16 protein-coding genes and 1 tRNA gene are annotated in these 19814 nt (G+C 51.4%); 10 read left to right on the forward strand and 7 right to left on the reverse strand.

Features of this window, described 5'->3' with window-relative positions:
• Nucleotides 1-359: 359 nt before the first annotated feature.
• From FYJ24_RS09225 to FYJ24_RS09235, 3 genes are all read right to left on the reverse strand, one after another.
• Nucleotides 360-436, reverse strand: a tRNA-Pro gene (locus FYJ24_RS09225).
• A 68-nt stretch (nucleotides 437-504) separates the two neighbouring features.
• Nucleotides 505-801, reverse strand: a complete 297-nt coding sequence (locus FYJ24_RS09230) for a Dabb family protein (RefSeq protein WP_154545743.1) — start codon at nucleotides 799-801, stop codon at nucleotides 505-507.
• A gap of 12 nt (nucleotides 802-813) precedes the next feature.
• Nucleotides 814-1314, reverse strand: coding sequence for a GyrI-like domain-containing protein (locus tag FYJ24_RS09235; protein WP_154545745.1), 501 nt, complete (start codon nucleotides 1312-1314; stop codon nucleotides 814-816).
• 183 nt (nucleotides 1315-1497) lie between these two features.
• Here FYJ24_RS09235 and FYJ24_RS09240 point away from each other — a divergent pair, with 183 nt between their 5' ends.
• Nucleotides 1498-3936, forward strand: a complete 2439-nt coding sequence (locus FYJ24_RS09240; RefSeq protein ID WP_154545747.1) for a GH36-type glycosyl hydrolase domain-containing protein — start codon at nucleotides 1498-1500, stop codon at nucleotides 3934-3936.
• 84 nt (nucleotides 3937-4020) lie between these two features.
• Here FYJ24_RS09240 and FYJ24_RS09245 read toward each other — a convergent pair whose 3' ends face one another.
• Together FYJ24_RS09245 and FYJ24_RS09250 are read right to left on the reverse strand one after the other, a co-directional pair.
• The gene (locus tag FYJ24_RS09245; protein WP_154545749.1) at nucleotides 4021-5352 is read right to left on the reverse strand and encodes a threonine/serine exporter family protein; all 1332 of its coding nucleotides are present in this window, start codon (nucleotides 5350-5352) and stop codon (nucleotides 4021-4023) included.
• 42 nt (nucleotides 5353-5394) lie between these two features.
• The gene (locus FYJ24_RS09250; protein ID WP_318656638.1) at nucleotides 5395-6987 is read right to left on the reverse strand and encodes an aspartate:alanine exchanger family transporter; all 1593 of its coding nucleotides are present in this window, start codon (nucleotides 6985-6987) and stop codon (nucleotides 5395-5397) included.
• A 359-nt stretch (nucleotides 6988-7346) separates the two neighbouring features.
• Between FYJ24_RS09250 and FYJ24_RS09255 the strand changes: the two genes are divergently transcribed.
• The 5 genes from FYJ24_RS09255 (at nucleotide 7347) to FYJ24_RS09275 (ending at nucleotide 12904) form a co-directional block, all read left to right on the forward strand.
• The gene (locus tag FYJ24_RS09255; RefSeq protein ID WP_154545971.1) at nucleotides 7347-9086 is read left to right on the forward strand and encodes an acetolactate synthase large subunit; all 1740 of its coding nucleotides are present in this window, start codon (nucleotides 7347-7349) and stop codon (nucleotides 9084-9086) included.
• A 2-nt stretch (nucleotides 9087-9088) separates the two neighbouring features.
• Nucleotides 9089-9601, forward strand: a complete 513-nt coding sequence (ilvN, locus tag FYJ24_RS09260) for an acetolactate synthase small subunit (protein WP_154545751.1) — start codon at nucleotides 9089-9091, stop codon at nucleotides 9599-9601.
• A 2-nt stretch (nucleotides 9602-9603) separates the two neighbouring features.
• Nucleotides 9604-10629: a ketol-acid reductoisomerase gene (ilvC, locus tag FYJ24_RS09265; protein WP_154545753.1), complete on the forward strand. Its 1026-nt coding sequence runs from the start codon at nucleotides 9604-9606 to the stop codon at nucleotides 10627-10629.
• Nucleotides 10630-10723: 94 nt separating this feature from the next.
• Complete coding sequence (locus tag FYJ24_RS09270) at nucleotides 10724-11764, forward strand: 3-isopropylmalate dehydrogenase (protein WP_154545754.1); 1041 nt, start codon at nucleotides 10724-10726, stop codon at nucleotides 11762-11764.
• Nucleotides 11765-11776: 12 nt separating this feature from the next.
• Nucleotides 11777-12904 (forward strand): branched-chain amino acid aminotransferase, encoded by a 1128-nt coding sequence (locus tag FYJ24_RS09275; RefSeq protein WP_318656629.1) that lies wholly within the window; start codon nucleotides 11777-11779, stop codon nucleotides 12902-12904.
• A 63-nt stretch (nucleotides 12905-12967) separates the two neighbouring features.
• On the opposite strand, the gene manA is transcribed toward FYJ24_RS09275, so the two are convergent.
• Nucleotides 12968-14146: a mannose-6-phosphate isomerase, class I gene (gene manA / locus FYJ24_RS09280; protein ID WP_154545756.1), complete on the reverse strand. Its 1179-nt coding sequence runs from the start codon at nucleotides 14144-14146 to the stop codon at nucleotides 12968-12970.
• A 4-nt stretch (nucleotides 14147-14150) separates the two neighbouring features.
• Nucleotides 14151-16019 carry a dihydroxy-acid dehydratase gene (gene ilvD / locus FYJ24_RS09285; protein ID WP_154545758.1) on the reverse strand — a complete coding sequence of 623 codons (1869 nt, stop codon included), beginning with the start codon at nucleotides 16017-16019 and terminating at the stop codon, nucleotides 14151-14153.
• Between the two features lie 115 nt (nucleotides 16020-16134).
• Between ilvD and FYJ24_RS09290 the strand changes: the two genes are divergently transcribed.
• From FYJ24_RS09290 to FYJ24_RS09305, 4 genes are all read left to right on the forward strand, one after another.
• Nucleotides 16135-17184, forward strand: a complete 1050-nt coding sequence (locus FYJ24_RS09290; RefSeq protein ID WP_154545760.1) for a lipoate--protein ligase family protein — start codon at nucleotides 16135-16137, stop codon at nucleotides 17182-17184.
• A gap of 48 nt (nucleotides 17185-17232) precedes the next feature.
• Nucleotides 17233-17616: a YccF domain-containing protein gene (locus FYJ24_RS09295; RefSeq protein WP_154545762.1), complete on the forward strand. Its 384-nt coding sequence runs from the start codon at nucleotides 17233-17235 to the stop codon at nucleotides 17614-17616.
• A gap of 113 nt (nucleotides 17617-17729) precedes the next feature.
• Nucleotides 17730-18773: a glycoside hydrolase family 3 protein gene (locus FYJ24_RS09300; protein ID WP_206192623.1), complete on the forward strand. Its 1044-nt coding sequence runs from the start codon at nucleotides 17730-17732 to the stop codon at nucleotides 18771-18773.
• Between the two features lie 89 nt (nucleotides 18774-18862).
• Nucleotides 18863-19810: a transporter substrate-binding domain-containing protein gene (locus FYJ24_RS09305; protein ID WP_154545766.1), complete on the forward strand. Its 948-nt coding sequence runs from the start codon at nucleotides 18863-18865 to the stop codon at nucleotides 19808-19810.
• Nucleotides 19811-19814: the final 4 nt, after the last annotated feature.

Here is a 19814-nt window from a genome sequence, read left to right on the forward strand (position 1 = left end):
ATTCGGCTTCACCAACTTCAACAACTACAAAACCAGAGTCCTCCTCTACGCCGGCAAACCCCACTGGAAAACACTCGACTCAATCACCATCCCCTAACCCACACCCCACCAAAGTCCGAAGAGCCGCTTTACCCGGACCGCTTCACCCTCAGCAATCGATATGTGAATACAGGAGGCTATCGGGAGAGAGACACGCTATCCACCACCAAAGTCCGAAGAGCCAGATTATCGCCGAACACACCATCAACCCCAACAAGAACTACCAACCAAAAAACCAACCAACACACCGTCAACCATGACCCGACACACCCACAAACAAAAAAGTCGGAACACCGTAAACGATGTCCCGACACTTTACATGGTCGGGATGACAGGATTTGAACCTGCGACCCTCCGCTCCCAAAGCGGATGCGCTACCAAGCTGCGCTACATCCCGAATTACCCGTCCGCTTTCGCGTCGGGCACAGTACATGATCATACGCAAAAAAGTCCCGAAGATCGAACTCAGATCATAAAGTCGATCGCGGCTCGCTCGACGCTTAGCTCCTTAATGCGTTTTGCTACCTCAACATGATCAGGGTGCTTTTGGTAGGCATTTAGCCCGTCGACATCGGCAAAGTCGGCTATCAAGACTAAGTCGTAATCGTTCTCTAACTCTGGAACTGCGCTTCGAGCAATCGCTCCTAGCAAAGATGGGATATTTCCCACCAAATTCTCTAAGGCTTCACCCAGTGCCTGAGTGCGAGCAGCGCGTTCTTCCTCTGATCCTTCTAATTTCCACATCACGATGTGTTTGAGCACGGAAGTTTCTTTCTACTCGGGAATTTCTTCATCATCCTGATACGCGGCAAGTATGAGAATGTCGCCATCGGGATAGTGGACTTCTATATCGGTTCCCCCCCGCCGGTTAGTGGGGAGGTAAGGATGCTTCTCCCACACTCGATCCCAGGCTTCTGCCAGGGCTGCAGGCATGTCGGCCAGGGCTTCAAAGACATTGCGGCGTTTGTGGGGAATAGAAACAGCAACAAGGTCCTGAGGGATATCTACGAGGTGGTCGACTCCCACCCCAATTACCTTAGTGAAGTGACTATGCTGGTCAGTTTCATAATCGTTAATTACGGCAAAGTATTCTTCGCCGACTCTTCCCGGAAGGTTTGTGAGGACATCGTCTGCCACGACTCGTTGCCAGAGCTCTGGAATGAGTGCTCTATCACTGCTTTCAATGTCGTTGCGGGTACGGACTGCGTGTCCGATGACGAAGCGAGGCAACCTGATTTCTTGGTCACTTTTGGTCGATTTTACGATGCTGTACATGGTGTGATCATAGCAAGATACATGCTTGCTAGCAGGGTAAAACGGTATTCCGCGATGGAAGTAGGAGTCTGAACATATCTGTGTAGCGGACTGGCATGGGAGCGGTTTCACCGGTATGCTCGTGGGAGCGCTCCCACTGCGTCTCAGAATGCGAGGCGTCAACGTAACACGGAAGGCACGACGATGCGGTTTGGCCACTTTGACGATGACAACAAAGAGTACGTTATCGAGACCCCAACGACACCCCTCCCTTGGATTAACTACCTAGGATCTCAAGACTTTTTTAGCTTGATTTCCCATACCGGAGGGGGATATGCGTTCTATCGGGATGCAAAGATGCGTCGATTACTGCGCTATAGGTACAACAATGTGCCAGTCGATGCCGGAGGCAGAATCTTTTCCATTAATGATCAAGGAGATGTGTGGAGCCCAGAATTCTTTCCATACAAGAAGGAACTCGACTTCTTTGAAACCCGTCATGGTCTTGGATATACGCGAATCACAGGTTCACGGGGTGGGCTAAAAGCCTCTGTTCTCTTTTACGTCCCGCTAGACGCACATGCTGAAGTTCAAATTGTCACGCTTACAAACGAGACTGATGCACCCAAAGATATTAGGCTTTTCAGTTTCGTAGAGTTTGCGTTATGGAATGCTGAGGATGACCAAACCAACTATCAGCGCAACCTGTCTTTGGGAGAGGTAGAAGTAGATGGTTCTTCCATCTATCACAAGACTGAATATCGCGAACGTCGCAACCACTACGCCGTGTACTCGGTCAACGAACCTATCGTCGGTTTTGATACCGACCGTGACAGCTATCTTGGCCAGCAAAACTCTTGGTCAGAGGCGCAAGTCGTTTTTGATGGGAAGTCTCGTGATTCTATTGCTCACGGTTGGTATCCCATCGCCTCCCACTGTCTGAACGTGCACTTGGAACCGGGTGAGTCGCGTGATCTGGTTTTCACTTTGGCGTATGTGGAAGTCGCTGAAGACCAGAAATGGGAATCGCCTGGCGTGGTTAATAAGGACCCGGCGCGCACGATTCTGGCGCAGTTCGACACCTCCGAAAAGGCTTGGGAAGAGTTTTCCCGACTTCAGCAGTATTGGGATACCTTATTGGGGTCTTATACGGTCGAGTCAGGAGACGACAAGCTCGATCGCATGGTGAATATCTGGAACCAATATCAGTGCATGGTCACTTACAACATGTCTCGTTCTGCTAGTTATTTTGAGACGGGCATCGGTCGCGGAATGGGTTTTAGAGACTCGAACCAAGATCTTTTAGGTTTTGTGCACCTTGTTCCTGAGAGGGCCCGTCAAAGGATTCTTGACATTGCTGCTACTCAACTTCCAGATGGATCGGCTTATCATCAATACCAGCCGCTCACGAAACGAGGTAACGACGCCATTGGTTCGGGCTTCAATGATGACCCGCTGTGGCTCATCGCAGGCGTTGCCGCATACATCAAAGAAACCGGTGACGAATCAATCCTTGACGTCATGGTTCCTTTTGATAACGATGACTCTCTTGCAGCACCTTTGATGGAACACCTGCGTCGATCCTTCGATTTCACACTGAACAACTTGGGGCCTCATGGATTACCCCTTATTGGGCGTGCCGATTGGAATGACTGCCTCAACCTCAATGTTCTTTCCAAGGAACCCGGTGAGTCTTTCCAAACTATGCCAAACCGTGAAGGAGGCGTAGCAGAGTCTGTTTTTATCGGAGGAATGTTTGCTGCGATTGGTCCAGATTATGCGCAGCTGGCCCGGCGGCGTAAGGATTTTGGAGAGGCCGACAGAGCCGACAAGGCTGTGGAAACCATGCGGCGTGCTGTCTCTGAAAGCGGCTGGGATGGAAAGTGGTTCCTTCGTGCGTACGATTATGACGGAAACCCCGTTGGGTCGAATTTTAACGCTGAAGGAAAGATCTGGATAGAGCCTCAGGGATACTGCATCATGGGTGGTATCGGGATGGAGGATGGTAGGGCTATCGAAGCGCTAGATTCCGTTCGCGAACGTCTCAATACTCCCAATGGATCCGTGGTATTGAATCCTGCGTTTACACATTATTACCCGGAATACGGCGAAATCAGTACATATCCCCCCGGGTACAAAGAAAATGCGGGCGTCTTTTGCCACAACAATCCGTGGATCATGATCGCTGAGACGATCGTGGGACGCCCGGAACGCGCGTGGGAATACTATAAGCAAATTGCGCCCGCCTACCGTGAGGACATTTCAGAAGTTCATCGTTTGGAGCCGTATGTTTACGCGCAGATGATTGCGGGCAAAGATGCAGCCCGGCCCGGGGAGGCGAAAAATTCGTGGCTTACGGGTACTGCGTCGTGGAATTTCGTTGCCATTTCACAGTATCTGCTGGGCGTACGACCTGATTACGATGGATTGATTATCGATCCATGTATCGGTGCAGAAGTGGGAGAGTACACTGTCCGACGGCGAATCCGCGGAGCCGATTACATCGTACGGGTAGCAGCGACAGGCGCGTCAGACTATCGATTGTTGGTCGATGGGGTAGAGGTGGAAGGAAAACTAGTCCCGTACGCCTCGGCAGGTTCTGTGGTCAAGATTGATGCCCTTCCACGCAATACAGAGTTATAAAACTGAACCAAGGTCCTTATTTCCTGGGGGTTTCGGTACTATTCCCAGGGTTTTCGCGGAAGTATCCATGGAAGGCGAAGGTAGCTACCAGGTTGGTTTTGCGATGACGGGAAGATCTGGGGAGCGATCAATGAGCCAGTTGCGGTCCGTGAGCATACGCGCAATTGCAAGTCCAGCGCCGATTGACAGAACCGAAAACAACACGGTTGTCAGTGAATCCGCGGCCGCTCCTACCTGCGCATTGTTGAGGTCCGAAAAGGCCTGGTACAAATAGACCCCTGGAATCATAATGACGGCTGCGGGGACAGAAAGAGAGACACGGGAATAACGAGTCTTTGAAGCCACGGCAGCTGCTAAAAGACCAATGACCAGCGAAGCTATTCCGATAACAAGCTGACGCGGTGCTCCCGCATCGATGGCGAAGATTCGGGGAACATTGACTATTGTTCCGATGAGAGCAGCGCCGAGACAAGCGAGGGGCGGGGCATTGAAAAGCATCGCGAAACCATACGCTGCGACAAATGACGCAACGCCTTGAAGTGGCAAGAGAAGCGGTAGTGACAGTGTTGTTGCTGCGTATGCGGGAGATTGTGTGGCCTGTGTATCCATGAAAGTAACGACTACCCACAAAGAGACTCCAACGGCGGTTATGAGACCGATGGAATAGAGCATGCGGGGAACCGCAGCAGATAGGTCTTGTCGAATCATCTCGAGTAATGAAGTAAGTAGTGGGAACCCAGGTACTAGAAATAAGACAGCAGCGATAACGCCTCCGTGATACATCGGGCTATCAGGGAGGAAAATGGAAAGGATATTGAGGAACCCGATGTAGATAGCGGAAGAAAGTGCGCCACAAAACATCCACACACCAACATGATTGATGCCACGGACAATGAGCATGCGGCGAACCCACTGGCCGATGGTCGCCGCTATGAATACGGCCAAAAGGTGGATGGGGGTGCCATCATTGAGGAAAGAGAAGCCCGCGCACGCGAAGCCTGAGGCCAGCATATTGGTGGTCTTGCTGTACACCCTTTTATTCTTTTCTGCGAGGCTCAAACGTTCCTCTGCCTCTTCGACAGATATTTGACCATCAAGACTTGCAACGAATCGGTTGAGTCGATCGATAAGATCAGCATTTACTCCCATGCTTCGTTGCTCCGCAATTTCTGTGCGGAATGTGCCATGAGAATAGCCTGTGGACACGATTTCAGTCATAGTCACCAGACTGCGATGTTCTTCTATTCCAACGGCGTGGGCCAAACGATTCATCGATGCCTTGACCCTGAAGGAACTGGCGCCAGCACCAAGCAGCATACTGCCAAGTCGCAAGACTACCCGAAGCTGGTAGGCCAAAATATCTCGTTGCCGGATTGACCGGCTGATCTGATCATCCGAATTCTGCTCTAATGCCATATCTCCATTGTGTCGAAAAAGAGATCGAGATGCAGTGGGGGGTCAGAGCGCACCCAGTACCTGTGCAATGAGAATTTTACTGATCATAGCGACCGGGTAGACCAGTGCATAACCTAGAGCAACACGCGGATCTGCACCCGTACGCGAGTTAGCGAATGCTAGGACTGCAGGCTGAGTTTGCGCTCCGCCGAGCAAGCCTGAGAGCTTTGTCCCACCCATTTTGAACATGAAACGCATCACAAGATAGAGGCCAGCCCCCATGACCGAAGTGACTATGATTCCCGTAATGAGGATACGCCACCATTCACCGTCAGCAAATGCTGTGAGGACCTGCGCTCCAGCTTTGCTGCCAGCCTGAGCCAAGAATAGGAGTAGCCCAAGTTCTACCATGACCATGCACGCAGTGTAAGGAACAGCGGTAACAAAGGGACCAATTCTTCCAAGTTTCCCAAAAATCAAGCCAACAATGAGCGCGCCAGCGGCACCGCCAATCGTGAATACTGAATCTCCCAGAGGAATCGGGATATGTCCGATTGCGAATCCGAGTGCAATACCGATCCCCAAGGCTACGGGGTTGATGTCCGAGAGTCCGCGTGAAGAGTCTCCAAAAAACTTCGTTATCGCCGCCATCTTCGAGGTCGGTGCTACGACACGGACACGGTCGCCTTCTTGGAGCACGAGACCTGGTTCACCGACCATATCGACGTCGCCTCGTCGAACGCGTGAAATAGTGGCCGAGAAGTTTTTTGCCATTTCTAGATCGCCGATTTTACGGCCCGAAATTTTTGGATCAGAGACCGTGATGCGCCGGAAATCCAGGTAGGTGCGATCCTTCGTTAGTGAATGTGAGGAGTTATGGCCTAGTTCATCGGCCATCTTTGCCACAAGTTCACGAGGGCCAACTACCGTAACCAGATCGTCGGGATCGAGCGTATCTGACATGGAAGGCCGCGTGATTGGACCGCTTTCTCCACGGCGCAAGCGAGAGAAAGTGACTTTCCCGCCAAATTTCTCAAAAAGATCCCCAATAAATGGATGATCGTCACGTTCTACTCGAATGGTGCGATTAGCGAGGGGACTGGGAGTATCCGTATCACGCTTGCCATAGGAAAGCGCAGCCATGGCTGCAACTAACATGCCCGCTACACCAAAGAGGTAGGTGATGGCATAGGCAACTGTTGCTGAAGCCTCGTCCCCTGATGCGCCAGCTGCCGCAGCCAGTGCAGGAGTATTCGTCAAAGCGCCAGCAAAGACACCACCAATCTGGGCTGATGACATATTGAAAACGCCTTTTCCGACGCCAAAAGTAACAAACCCAGAAACCACGAATAGGACAACCATCGCCAGTATTGGAGCTAAAGATGTCTTGAGATTGTGGAAAAAGGCCGATCCAGAATTGATACCTATTGCAAAGACAAATATGACTAGACCTAGAGTCCCAATGACGGGAGCGACTTCGAGTTTCACATTGTAAGAATCGGCCCATGCAGAAAGGATGATTGCGAGAAACAAAACGGCAGCGGGGCCAAGGCTAATACCTTTGACTTTGATATGACCGAAGGCCATCCCTATACCAATCAGGAGGAACACATAGATGATTGGCTGTTCCGCCAAGAGTTCAAAGACAGCAGTCACAGATTCTCTCACTTCGTCGATGATGGTGGGCCCAAGGGCTACTACTCTTCTAGCTAAAGCCTATCCCGTCCTATGGGACAACTATCGGGCAATGGTCCCGGATGGGTGGCTATTGTGACGGCGATCCTACTCACACTTTGAGACAGTCACGGGATTTAGAAAATTTCGGCTAGTGTTATCTTCATGCACAACGCGATTGGAGTCATCATGTACCCCGTGGTAGTCGTACCCGGGCGTGTGGCTCCTGCTGTCTAACAGGTGGACCACACGCTTTCCCCACGCTCATACAGCTGGGGTTTTTTTATTGGAAACCTGGGGACTATTTGGACGGAGATATAGCAGTGACGCAGCAGGCCAGAATGACCGGTGCAGAAGCGATTGTTCGCTCGTTGGAAAATCTTGGGGTGACCGATATATTCGGTCTTCCAGGCGGCGCAATCCTTCCAACCTACGACCCGCTCATGGATTCGAAACTCAATCATATTTTGGTGAGGCATGAGCAAGGCGCAGGACATGCAGCCGAAGGATATGCAATTTCGAGTGGAAAAGTTGGGGTGGCGATAGTTACATCGGGCCCAGCCGCTCTCAATATGATGACCGCGCTTGGAGACGCGAACCTCGACTCGGTCCCGATAGTGGTTATTACGGGGCAAGTAGGAGCCGCGCTCATCGGTACGGATGCTTTTCAAGAAGCTGATGTGGTGGGGGCAGCGATGCCCATTTCAAAGCACTCGTTTTTGGTGACAGAGGCAGCCGACATTCCGGCGCGGATTGCAGAGGCGTTCCATATCGCGGCGACAGGGCGGCCGGGTCCTGTCCTTGTTGATATAGCGAAATCAGCTCAGACCGGTGAGCTCGACTTTTCTTGGCCTCCGCAGTTTGACATTCGTGGCTATCGCGAGCCAGGCAAACCCTCGAATAAGCAGGTAAAAGCAGCTGCAAGAGCACTGTGTGAAGCTCAGGCCCCCGTTCTGTATGTTGGCGGTGGGCTTATTCGCTCTGGTGCAAGCGATGAGCTTGCACAGTTGGTGGAACTTACTGATGCTGCCGTCGTGACAACGTTGACTGCTAGGGGAGCCTTCCCGGACTCAAATCCTCATAATCTTGGTATGCCAGGTATGCATGGAACGGTTGCTGCTGTGGGGGCTTTGCAGCGGGCAGACCTTGTAGTGTCGCTGGGTGCGCGGTTCGATGACAGGGTGACAGGTAAACTGGACACCTTTGCGAATCGAGCAAAGATTATTCACGTTGATATTGATGCGGCTGAGATTTCGAAGAATCGTACTGCTGAGATTCCTATCGTTGGAGATCTGAAGCGTGTGCTGGCCGCGTTGAATCAGCAGCTACCAGAATCGCAAAAGAAATATGGGAAACCAGATCTAGCTGGGTGGTGGCGTTACCTCAATAGATTAGTTCGTGATTATCCATTGGGTTGGACTGAACCTGAAGATGGAAAGCTAGCACCGCAGTATGTGTTAGAGCGCCTTTCCGCACTGTCAGGTCCCGACGCGTATTGGGCAACTGGGGTTGGACAACATCAGATGTGGGCGGCGCAGTTTATTGAGCTTGAAAAACCTCGGCACTTCATCTCTTCTTCTGGCCTGGGTACCATGGGATATGGAGTCCCGGCTGGCATGGGGGTTCAGGTTGCTAACCCAGATGACGTCGTGTGGATCATTGATGGAGACGGCTCATTCCAGATGACTAACCAGGAATTGGCCACCTGTGTGGTGAACAAGATCCCTGTAAAAGTTGCACTGATCAACAACTCAGTTTTGGGTATGGTCCGCCAGTGGCAAAATCTCTTTTATAACGAGAGGTATTCGCACACTCACCTGAACGACGAAGATGCTGATCGACAGGTCCCAGATTTTTGTGCTCTGGTTGAGGCATATTCGATTCCGACACGTAAGGTGACAAAGGCTGAAGAAGTCGATGACGCTATCGAATGGGCACTATCTATTAACGACAGCCCTGTATTTATCGATTTCAGAGTTTCTAAGGACGCGATGGTCTGGCCAATGGTTGCAGCCGGAGTCTCCAATGATGACATCAAATACGCCCGAGGCTTAGCTCCACAGTGGGATGGGGAGGAGTGACCATGGAACACTTACATACATTGAGCATCTTGGTGGAAAATAAACCAGGTGTGCTGACTAGAGTTGCCGGGCTTTTCGCTAGACGCAACTTCAACATTAAATCTCTCACCGTCGGCGAGACCGAGGACATCAGCATCTCCCGTATGACGATCATCGTCGACGCAGAAGAAGTCCCATTAGAGCAAGTTACCAAACAGCTTAATAAGCTAATCAACGTGCTCAAGGTGGTGGAAATGCCGCCAGCCGAATCCGTGGAACGCAGACTACTCCTACTCAAAGTGCGTGCCGATGAATCCTGCCGCACAGCGGTGTTGCAGATTGTCGATCTTTTCCGTGCCCACGTCGTTGATGTTCAAGCAGACACTGTCATCGTTGAGTCAATTGGCTCACGTCAAAAACTAGAAGCGTTGCTCGCTTCACTGGAACCTTACGGAGTGCGTGAACTCGCGCAGTCCGGTGCGGTGGCTATTGGCCGCGGCTCGAAATCGATCACCGATCAAATCAAGGAGAACTAATAATGGCCGAATTGTTCTACGAGAACGACGCTGACCTCGCCCTCATCCAATCGAAAAAAGTAGCGATTATTGGCTATGGCTCGCAGGGCCACGCGCATGCGCTCAACCTCAAGGATTCAGGTGTTGACGTCGTTGTTGGACTACGTGCAGGTTCTCTGTCCTGGAAAAAAGCTGAAGAGGCTGGACTTGCAGTGACTGATGTGCCTTCAGCTGTTGCCCAGGCAGATGTAGTCATGATGCTGGTTCCCGATCAGTTCCAGCGCCACGTGTACAAGGACCATGTTGCTCCGAATCTCAAGGATGACGCTGCACTGTTCTTTGCACATGGTTTTAACATTCGATTCAATTACATTGACCCGGGCGCCGGACACGATGTCTGCATGGTCGCACCTAAAGGACCAGGCCACAAAGTTCGCGAGCAATACGTGGATGGCAAAGGAATCCCAGCGATTGTTGCTGTCGAGCAGGATGCATCGGGACAGGCTTGGGAGCTCGCTTTGTCTTACGCGAAAGCTATCGGTGCAACTCGCGCCGGGGTAATCAAGACTACCTTCACCGAAGAGACTGAGACGGATCTATTCGGTGAACAAGCAGTTCTTTGTGGAGGAGTTTCTCAACTGGTCCAGTACGGTTTCGAGACACTAGTCGAAGCTGGCTACCAACCAGAAATTGCCTATTTCGAGGTTCTGCACGAGCTTAAGCTCATCGTTGATTTGATGAACGAGGGCGGCATCACCAAGCAACGCTGGTCTTGTTCTGACACCGCTGAGTTTGGTGACTACGTATCGGGTCCTCGCGTGATTGATGAGCATGTCAAAGAAAACATGAAGGGTGTACTGGCGGATATTCAGGACGGTACCTTCGCTAAACGGTTCATCGCCGATCAAGACAACGGTGGTCAAGAATTCAAGGCTCTGCGCGCTGAAGGAGAAAGTCACCAGATTGAGAAGGTCGGTCAAGAGCTTCGTAAGAACTTCGGGTGGACTCAGGCAGATGGAGACTACGTCGATGGCTCCGCCGCTCGCTGACTAAATGGTGAGTGCTGGATTTTTGCGGGAAATAGTATAATTTCTATGCAAAAATCCAGCATTCACGCGGATCGAAACAGGAGAATCTTCCCCTATGAGTACCTTCAATGTTGCGGTTGTGCCGGGTGATGGCATCGGTGTCGAGGTCACTGCTCAGGCTGTCCGTGTCCTCGAAAAGGTCCTAGCTGGTCAGGACCTTCAACTGACGTATTTCGATCTTGGGGCAGATCGTTATCTGCGTACTGGAGAGATTCTTACCGATACTGACGAAGAAGCTCTTTCCAAGCATCAGGCCATTCTTCTCGGTGCTGTAGGGGACCCGCGTGTAGCACCGGGCATATTGGAACGGGGACTTCTTTTGAAGCTCCGTTTTGACTTCGATCAATACGTCAATCTGAGACCATCAAAATACTATGCGGGAGTGGATTCTCCATTGAAAGCCCCTGAGGGTACCGACATGGTGGTGGTGCGAGAGGGAACCGAGGGCCTCTACGTGGGCAACGGTGGTGTAATCCGGGTGGGAACCCCAGGAGAAATCGCTACCGAGGTATCAATGAACACTGCTCTCGGCGTAGAGAGGGTTGTCCGCTACGCATTTGATCTTGCCGAATCAAGGGAACGAAAAAAACTCACGTTAGTCCATAAAACCAACGTGCTTGTACATGCAGGTAAGCTATGGCAGCGCTATGTGAATGAGATTTCGGCAGAGTATCCTCGGGTTGAGGTTGATTACTCCCATATTGATGCAGCAACGATTTACTTGGTGAAGGATCCCCAACGATTTGATGTGATCGTTACCGATAATCTCTTTGGCGACATCATTACGGACGAGGCAGGTGCAATTACTGGAGGTATTGGTCTTGCAGCATCCGCTAACTTAAATCCAACGGGTACTTTCCCGTCCATGTTCGAGCCGGTTCATGGTTCAGCTCCCGATATTGCGGGACGGGGTATAGCCGATCCAATTGCTGCCATTGGATCAGTGGAGTTGTTATTGGCAAACAATGGGTATGGGGAACAAGCCGCACGCGTAGGTGCAGCTATTGAAGAAGATATGAAGTGGCGCGCCTCCAATGGGTCACCACAGCGCACAACTGTAGAGGTGGGCGACGCGATCCTCGCGCTGCTCGATTGAGAGGAGAAAACAGTGACTGAATTAGAACGTCTGGCCGAGAGCACACTACCTCCAGCCGATGAGGTGGCGGCCCTCTATCCGGTCACTGTCAATCCAACACCTGCAGATGATAGCGTGCACGCACAAGCCTTAGAAGAGCTGAAATTTGGGACAACTTTTGGCGACTATATGGGGTACGCAAAATGGACGGAAGACGAGGGGTGGCATGATCGTGCAGTTGTGCCTTACGGTCCAATTCCGTTGGAGCCCTCCGCCGCAGTATTACACTATGGGCAAGAAATCTTTGAGGGAATGAAAGCCTACCGCTGGCAAGACGGATCGGTATGGACATTCCGTCCCGGTTTTAACGCAGCAAGATTTAACCATTCAGCCTGGCGAATGGGAATGCCACAGATTGATGTCAAAGATTTCTTGGGTGCAATCGTCCAGACAGTTCGGGCAGATGAAAGATGGGTTCCATCTTCGGAAGACTCCAGTCTTTATCTGCGGCCGTTCATGATTGCTTCGGAACCATTTCTCGGTGTGCGTTCCGCGGCTGAGTACTTATATCTCATGATTTCGACGCCAGTTGGACCGTATTTTAAAGGTGGACTGAAGCCTGTCAAGATTTGGGTAGAAACTGAGTATCATCGAGCAGCTCCTGGCGGGACAGGCACCGCAAAGACTGGCGGGAACTATGCTAATTCTCTTCTGCCTCAGTCGTTAGCAGCTAAGAAAGGCTATGCTCAAGTTTGCTATCTTGATGCTGCAACGAATTCGCACCTGGAGGAATTGGGGGGGATGAATATCTTTGTTGTGCATGCTGACGGAAGCGTCCAAACGCCTGCCCTTGATGGGACGATCCTTGAAGGAGGCACCCGCGGAGCCATCATCCAGCTACTGGCTGATCGGAATGTGACTGTGGAGGAAACGCCGATTGCATTGGCCGATCTTATTGCCGACATACGTTTGGGTGAGGTCGTGGAACTTTTTGCGTGCGGCACTGCTGCAGTTATCACGCCGATTGGAGAAATCGCTGGTGAGGGCTTTACCGTAGCGGTGCCTGGTGGAGACCTGACATTGAGTATTCGTGAAGAGCTTTCGGGGATACAGCGCGGGATTTTGCCAGATCGCCATCACTGGATGTATCAGCTAATTTAGTCTTTTTATGCGTATAGGTGCAAGGTTGAGAAAACCTTGCGCCTATACGCACGTTAAGGAAACCTAGGGTACCGAGCAGGCAATGGCGTGTCCATTGCCAGACAAACGAGCTGGCCCTTCGCCATCGCTAATAAATACACATTCACCGGGCTTGAGACTATCTGTTGATTGAAGGCATTCCACACGGATATTGCCATCTAAACATAGGACGATACGCGGTCCTAAGCTAGGCAGAGCAACCGAGTCGTCTTTTACTGTTGCGACTGACAACTCAAAGTCTTCTACTGGAGGATTGAACCGGAGAATTCCTTCACTGGGACGTTCTGGGGCAAGGCGGACCGCTGGATGTGCATCGAATTCTCCTAGATCGAGAAGCTGGCCGCGGTCAATATGCTTGCTGGTAAGTCCGGCGCGGATGACATTATCAGAACTTGCCATTACTTCCACAGCAAAACCTGATTGGTATGAGTGGAGTGTGCCCGCAGGGAGATAAAGAGCTTCGCCTGGTGAAAGGTGAACGGGGTTCATGAGGAAGGCCACTGCAACCGCTGGGTCACCTGGGAACTGTTGATGTAAGTCTGAGACCATTTCATCAAGCAATGGGTCGGGAGATGCTCCGGCTCTTAGTCGCTCACCACAGGCCTGTCCAAAACGCACAACTTGTGCGGTGGTTGGACCTGAATCAGGGTCAAGAAGCCATGTCACAACCGGCCGCATACCTCTACCAGCTGAAAGCAAAAGTCGCCGGTTGATTTTTTGGGCAAGCGGAGCATCAAGGCTTTCCAGTAGCTCTCTCGATTTTCGACGAACGCTGAATCCAGCAAAGGCCCTGAAGTGGGTAAGAGCGTAGAGTAATTCGGGCTTATGGTTTGGATCCCTATAGGTTCTCTCAGGTGCGTTACGAGGAATACCAAGTGTTTCTTCTCTGAGGAATCCTGTTTGTGCTTGTGACCGGGACGGATGAAGCTGTAGGGATAAAGGCGCATCAGGTGCTATGAGTTTCAATAGGTAAGGAAGCTGACAGCCGAAGGCATAGCAGGTTGATGGGCCAAGGGCACGCCGCGGATCCTTGGCTATTACTTCATCTAAGCGATCTCCATCGGCAAGGCTGGGGGCTTGAGGGTGAGCTCCAAACCATAATTCGGCAACTGGCCTTTCGCACTGCTGCTCACCTAAGAAATCTGGAATCGCCGTAACTGACCCCCAGTCATAATGTTGGGGCCTACCTGCAAGACGATGCATAAGGCTAGAGTACTTTATTCACATCGCGCGCAGCGCCTTGAGAAGCAGATAGTGCGGTCGCTGCATAGAGCTGAAGAGCTGGAGATACTACTCGATCCCGATTGACCGGAGTCCAAGGATGCTCACGAGATTCTTGCTCTTTGCGGCGTTGAGCCAAAATGTTGTCGTCAACTAGTAATTCAAGGCGGCCTTCATTCACATCAATGAGGATCTCATCGCCGTCCTCAACTAGGCCGATAAGCCCCCCAGCAGCCGCTTCGGGTGATACGTGGCCCACTGAGATTCCTGAGGTGCCTCCAGAGAAGCGCCCATCAGTGATCAGTGCGCATTGTGCGCCGAGGCCACGCCCCTTGAGGAACGACGTTGGGTAGAGCATTTCTTGCATGCCTGGCCCGCCAGCCGGTCCTTCATATCGGATTACGACCACATCGCCCGCCTGGACTGTTTTATCGAGAATCTTCTCAATAGCCTCTTCTTGACTTTCCATGACTCGCGCTTTTCCAACGAACCGGAAAAGCGCGGGGTCAACACCGGCCGACTTGATGATAGCGCCGTCCTCAGCAAGATTGCCATAGAGGACCGTGAGACCACCTGATGCCGTATATGCGTGGGCTTGATCGCGAATACAGCCATTTTCGGCATCCTGATCTAGTTCTGCCCATGTGTTGTCAGTGGAGAAAGCCTCGGTAGTACGCACATTACCGGGCGCTGCTTTGAACAGTTCAATCGCCCTTTGGCTGGCTTTTCCTCCGCGGATATCCCACTCGTCAAGCCAAGACTCTAGATCTGGCGAGTGAACAGTGTGAACTTTGGAATGCAGATGTCCTGCCCGGTTGAGTTCGCCTAGAAGCGCGGGGATACCCCCGGCGCGGTGCACGTCCTCCATGTGGTAGTCATTGTGATTAGGAGCTACTTTTGACAGACATGGGACGCTTTCTCCCGCCTGACCGATGTCTTTCAGGTCAAAATCGACGCCAGCTTCGCGGGCAATCGCCAAAATATGAAGGACAGTATTCGAACTTCCGCCCATTGCCATATCTAACGCTATGGCATTCCAAAAGGCATCTTTTGTAGCTATAGCTTTTGGAAGGACGGAGTCATCGTCCTCGTTGTAATAGCGTTGGCATAGATCAACTGAGAGACGTCCTGCCTCTTCGAAAAGTGCTTTGCGTGCAACATGTGTCGCCAGGGTGGAACCGTTACCTGGAAGCGAAAGACCTAGCGCCTCAGTAAGGCAATTCATCGAGTTTGCGGTGAACATACCCGAACATGATCCACACGTTGGACACGCAGCTTTTTCGAGCGCAAGTAACTCTGAATCGGAAATATCATCGTTGGCTGTTGCATTCATAACAGTGATGAGATTGCCGTGCCCGGCAGTGGAGGGGCCGACGATAGCATCAGCGGGAATATCCTTTCCAGCTTCCATCGGGCCGCCAGAGACAAAAACGCATGGGATATTAAGTCGCATGGCAGCGAGCAGCATTCCAGGAGTGATCTTGTCGCAGTTCGAAATACATACCATTGCGTCAGCGCAGTGAGCATTGACCATGTATTCTACCGAATCGGCAATTAGTTCGCGGGAAGGAAGAGAATACAGCATCCCACCATGCCCCATGGCAATACCGTCATCTACAGCGATCGTGTTAAATTCTTTCGCTACACCGCCCGCACTTTTAATGGAATCGGCGACCAACTTTCCCATATTGCGTAGATGGACATGACCAGGCACAAACTCGGTGAAGGAGTTGACGACCGCGATAATAGGTTTACCAAAATCGTCATCAGTCATGCCGGTTGCTCGCCAAAGCGAGCGGGCTCCGGCCATGTTCCGTCCGCCCGTAGATGTCGCTGAGCGCAGTGGTTTAGGCATCGTCCCCTCCAGATAGGTCGTCACGTCATATTACCGCGGGGCTGCGACATGTAGCAGTGATGACCATCATGGACAAGGGGAGCAAATCGTCTAATAATAGAGGCATAATCATGTTATGCATGGTGAATACAAAGTTCCTGGCGGCAAACTTGTATCTGTTGACGTTGAAGTCGATGGCAATGACTTAGGTGAAGTGCGCATATCAGGTGATTTTTTCGCTGAACCTGACGACATCATAGAACGATTTGGCCAGGCACTATCCGGTATCCCCAAGGATTCTGGGAGCACTGACATTGCGAAAAGACTTCACTCGATTATGCGCGAGGGAGACGAACTCCTAGGAGTAAGCCCGGAGGCTATCGGTGTAGCGGTACGACGGGCCTTGGGCCAGGCGATTAGCTGGGATGACTTAGAAATGGAAGTGATACACGGGCCTGCCGTTGCGCCGGTAGTCAATGTTGCACTTGATGAGTCCCTTGTTGCCTCGGTGGCATCGGGCCAGCGCAAGCCCTTCTTGCGATTCTGGGAGTGGAATGGTCCGCAAATTGTCATCGGTTCGTTCCAATCCTATGAAAATGAAATCAATCAAGAGGGGATCGATAAACACAGCATTACCGTTTCTCGCCGCATATCAGGTGGGGGAGCGATGTTTATGGAGCCGGGTAACTGCATCACCTATTCGCTGGTAGTGCCTATTGCCCTCGTCGATGGCATGAGCTTTGAACAGTCCTATCCTTTCCTAGATGAATGGGTGATGGAGGCGCTGACAAAGGTTGGCATTAAGGCAAAGTATGTTCCTCTCAATGACATCGCATCTGAGCAAGGAAAAATCGCCGGAGCTGCACAAAAGCGGTTTGCAAATGGGTACATGCTTCACCACGTGACGATGGCGTATGACATTGATGCGATCAAAATGAATGAGTGTTTGCGGATTGGCAAGGAGAAAATCCGAGATAAAGGTCTGCGTTCAGCTGTGAAAAGAGTAGACCCAATGCGTGCGCAAACGGGACTGTCTCGCGGAGAAATCATATCCAGGTTCAAAGACAGCTTTACGGAAAGATATCAGGCGACTACCGGTCACCTAACGGAAGAAGACCTGCGCGTTGCAGACCGCCTCGTGCAGAAGAAATTTTCGGACCCAGCTTGGATACATAGAATTCCTTAGGGTCCTTTTCGGAACGTGACTTGGTCAGTATTGACCTAGGCTAGGGCCATGCGCACCATAGTAAATATCATTTGGGTGATCCTAGGAGGCTTCTGGCTCTTCCTAGGCTACGTACTTGCAGGCGTTCTGGCCTGTATTTTTATCATCACTATTCCCGTGGGTGTGGCGGCTTTCCGAATGGCCGCATATGTTCTTTGGCCATTTGGTCGTACTGTTGTGCGGCAACCAGGTGCGGGAGCTGGCTCGTCACTCATGAACGCCATCTGGTTTATCATCGCAGGATGGTGGCTTTGCGTGGTGCACTTCATCACCGCGATTGCCCAGGCAATCACGATAGTTGGAATATTGGACGCAATCGTCAACATTAAGATGATCCCGGTGACAGCTTTCCCCTTTGGGAAGATGATCGTTGACACAAGAAATACCCCCTAGTTGAGATGAAGCGCGTATTTTGTGGAACTATGGTTGGGCTGCTGGTGTTCTCGGGGTGTTCTGAGAGTGCCTCTTCGACGCAGTCTTCAGTAGAATCCTCCGAGAAACCCATCGTGCAGAGCGGTGAAACGACTGATATTAGTGATCCATTCGATGAGTACTGGGAGAATCTGACACCTCGACAGCAAGTCGCATCAGTATTCATGTTTCACTATCCAGGAACTGATGGTGACGCCATCCGAGGTTTTCTTGAAGAAATTCAACCCGCTGGGGTGATCTTGATGGGGGACAACATCCCAGATGAAGAGGATATTGTCGCCACCATGGTGGATTCGTGGCAAAAGACTGTTGACCTCCCCTTTTTAGTAGGAATTGATCAAGAAGGAGGAGTGGTGAGCAGGATCGATTCAGATCCTGCTCCCGGAGCTCTTGAACTACAAGATGGTCCCCCGGAACTAATAGAAGAGGCTTTTCGTGACCGTGGACGCCGCCTCCGCCAGCTAGGAATCAACCTTAACTTCGGCATAATTGCCGACCACACTGATGACCCCCACTCCTTTATTTACGATCGAATACTGGGAACTACTCCAGCCCTTGCTGCCCGAGGCGTTGAAGCCGCGATAAAGGGAGAGCACGGTTTGGTGTACTCGACGCTCAAACATTTTCCCGATCACGGCGCGGCCCCTGGAGATTCACATACCATGCTCCCTAGTACGGACATATCACTTGAACAATGGTTGAGTAGTGGCGCGCTTCCCTTTGAAGCAGGCATAAAAGCGGGAGTTGAATTGATTATGACAGGTCATCTGCGGTATCAATCAATCGACGAAATTCCTGTATCGATGTCGAAAAAATGGAATGACATTCTTCGCGACGACTTAGGATTCGACGGCGTCATTGTCACTGACTCGATGCTCATGTTAGAAGGAAGCGATGAATATCCGGATACCGTAGCTAATGATGTAGCTGCTCTTGAGTCAGGGGCAAGCCTAGTATTGGATCTTTCTGGCCTTGATGGTGACGACGTTAATCGCCATGCTCATGCCGTTATTGATGGCGTATTGGATGCGATTGATACAGGTCTCCTCGACAAGGATACTGTGCGTGATGCTTCGAAGAGAGTGTGGAAACTTCGCCACAAGCTTCTTGAGAAATGAAGTGGCTGCCCCACATCTTGAGACACATTATGAATATGTATCCATCTATGCGCATACTTGGGGGCAGTACATGAGGAAAGCGAGAAAGTATGCGCAAAGTAACTGTGGCGCTGTCAGCACTGTCGATAACCGCACTGGCGCTGGCAGGCTGTTCTGACCCAGATTCGAAAACTGAGACTCCTGCCAGTCAAGAGACCACTCAATCCCAGGGAGCTGCCAGTAGCGATTCTGCAGAAGGATTCGACTTTTCCAAACTTGATCCTGTTGACGAAATAGTCGCTTTGGTACCAGAAAACGTCAAGGACGCGGGAATTCTGCGTAATGGCGCATCCACTGATTATCCACCAGGGGAGTTCCGTGCAGAAGATGGACAGACGCCAGTGGGATACGATATCGACATCGTTAAGGCAATCGCTCTTGTCATGGGATTAGAAGACGGTACCACCACACACGCAGAGTTCCCCACGATTATTCCTGCATTAGGTACAAAGTTTGATGTTGGCGCGTCCTCTTTCACTATTACGCCTGAGCGCCTGGAACAGACCAATATGGTTTCCTATCTTAACGTGGGGTCGTCTTATGCAGTGGCCGCAGGGAATCCTCAAGGATTCGATCCTGCAGACCCATGTGGAGCGGTCATTGGCGTTCAGAATGGTACATTCCAATTCGACTACATCAACGAGCTGTCAGAAAAGTGTGTGGCCGATGGTAAGAAGGCTATTGACGTCAAGCCTCACGATCTACAAAGCGATGTGACCACTAAGGTTGTAGGCGGACAATACGATGCCACATTCGCAGATTCTCCAGTAGCAGGTTACGCAGTAGTACAAACCGGTGGCCAGGTAGAGGTGATTGGCGAAAGTATCGAATCAGCGCCGCAAGGTATCGTCGTGAAAAAGGAAGATGCTGAGCTGGCTGCCGCTGTACAGGCTGCCCTGCAATACCTGATGGATGAGGGCTACTTTGAAGAGATCCTCGCAGTGTACGGCGCCCAAGACTCGGCATTGCCGAAGGCAGAAGTAAACCCGAAGGTCTGATCCT

This window comes from Scrofimicrobium canadense, assembly GCF_009696615.1.
In the GTDB taxonomy this organism is placed as follows: Bacteria; Actinomycetota; Actinomycetes; order Actinomycetales; family Actinomycetaceae; genus Scrofimicrobium; species Scrofimicrobium canadense.

Excerpts from the sequence above, each read along its gene's own strand:
- FYJ24_RS09235 (WP_154545745.1), bottom strand. The coding sequence starts at position 1,314 with ATGTACAGCATCGTAAAATCGACCAAAAGTGACCAAGAAATCAGGTTG.
- FYJ24_RS09240 (WP_154545747.1), top strand. The coding sequence starts at position 1,498 with ATGCGGTTTGGCCACTTTGACGATGACAACAAAGAGTACGTTATCGAG.
- FYJ24_RS09245 (WP_154545749.1), bottom strand. The coding sequence starts at position 5,352 with ATGGCATTAGAGCAGAATTCGGATGATCAGATCAGCCGGTCAATCCGG.
- FYJ24_RS09255 (WP_154545971.1), top strand. The coding sequence starts at position 7,347 with ATGACCGGTGCAGAAGCGATTGTTCGCTCGTTGGAAAATCTTGGGGTG.
- ilvN (WP_154545751.1), top strand. The coding sequence starts at position 9,089 with ATGGAACACTTACATACATTGAGCATCTTGGTGGAAAATAAACCAGGT.
- ilvC (WP_154545753.1), top strand. The coding sequence starts at position 9,604 with ATGGCCGAATTGTTCTACGAGAACGACGCTGACCTCGCCCTCATCCAA.
- FYJ24_RS09270 (WP_154545754.1), top strand. The coding sequence starts at position 10,724 with ATGAGTACCTTCAATGTTGCGGTTGTGCCGGGTGATGGCATCGGTGTC.
- manA (WP_154545756.1), bottom strand. The coding sequence starts at position 14,146 with ATGCATCGTCTTGCAGGTAGGCCCCAACATTATGACTGGGGGTCAGTT.
- ilvD (WP_154545758.1), bottom strand. The coding sequence starts at position 16,019 with ATGCCTAAACCACTGCGCTCAGCGACATCTACGGGCGGACGGAACATG.
- FYJ24_RS09290 (WP_154545760.1), top strand. The coding sequence starts at position 16,135 with ATGCATGGTGAATACAAAGTTCCTGGCGGCAAACTTGTATCTGTTGAC.
- FYJ24_RS09295 (WP_154545762.1), top strand. The coding sequence starts at position 17,233 with ATGCGCACCATAGTAAATATCATTTGGGTGATCCTAGGAGGCTTCTGG.
- FYJ24_RS09305 (WP_154545766.1), top strand. The coding sequence starts at position 18,863 with ATGCGCAAAGTAACTGTGGCGCTGTCAGCACTGTCGATAACCGCACTG.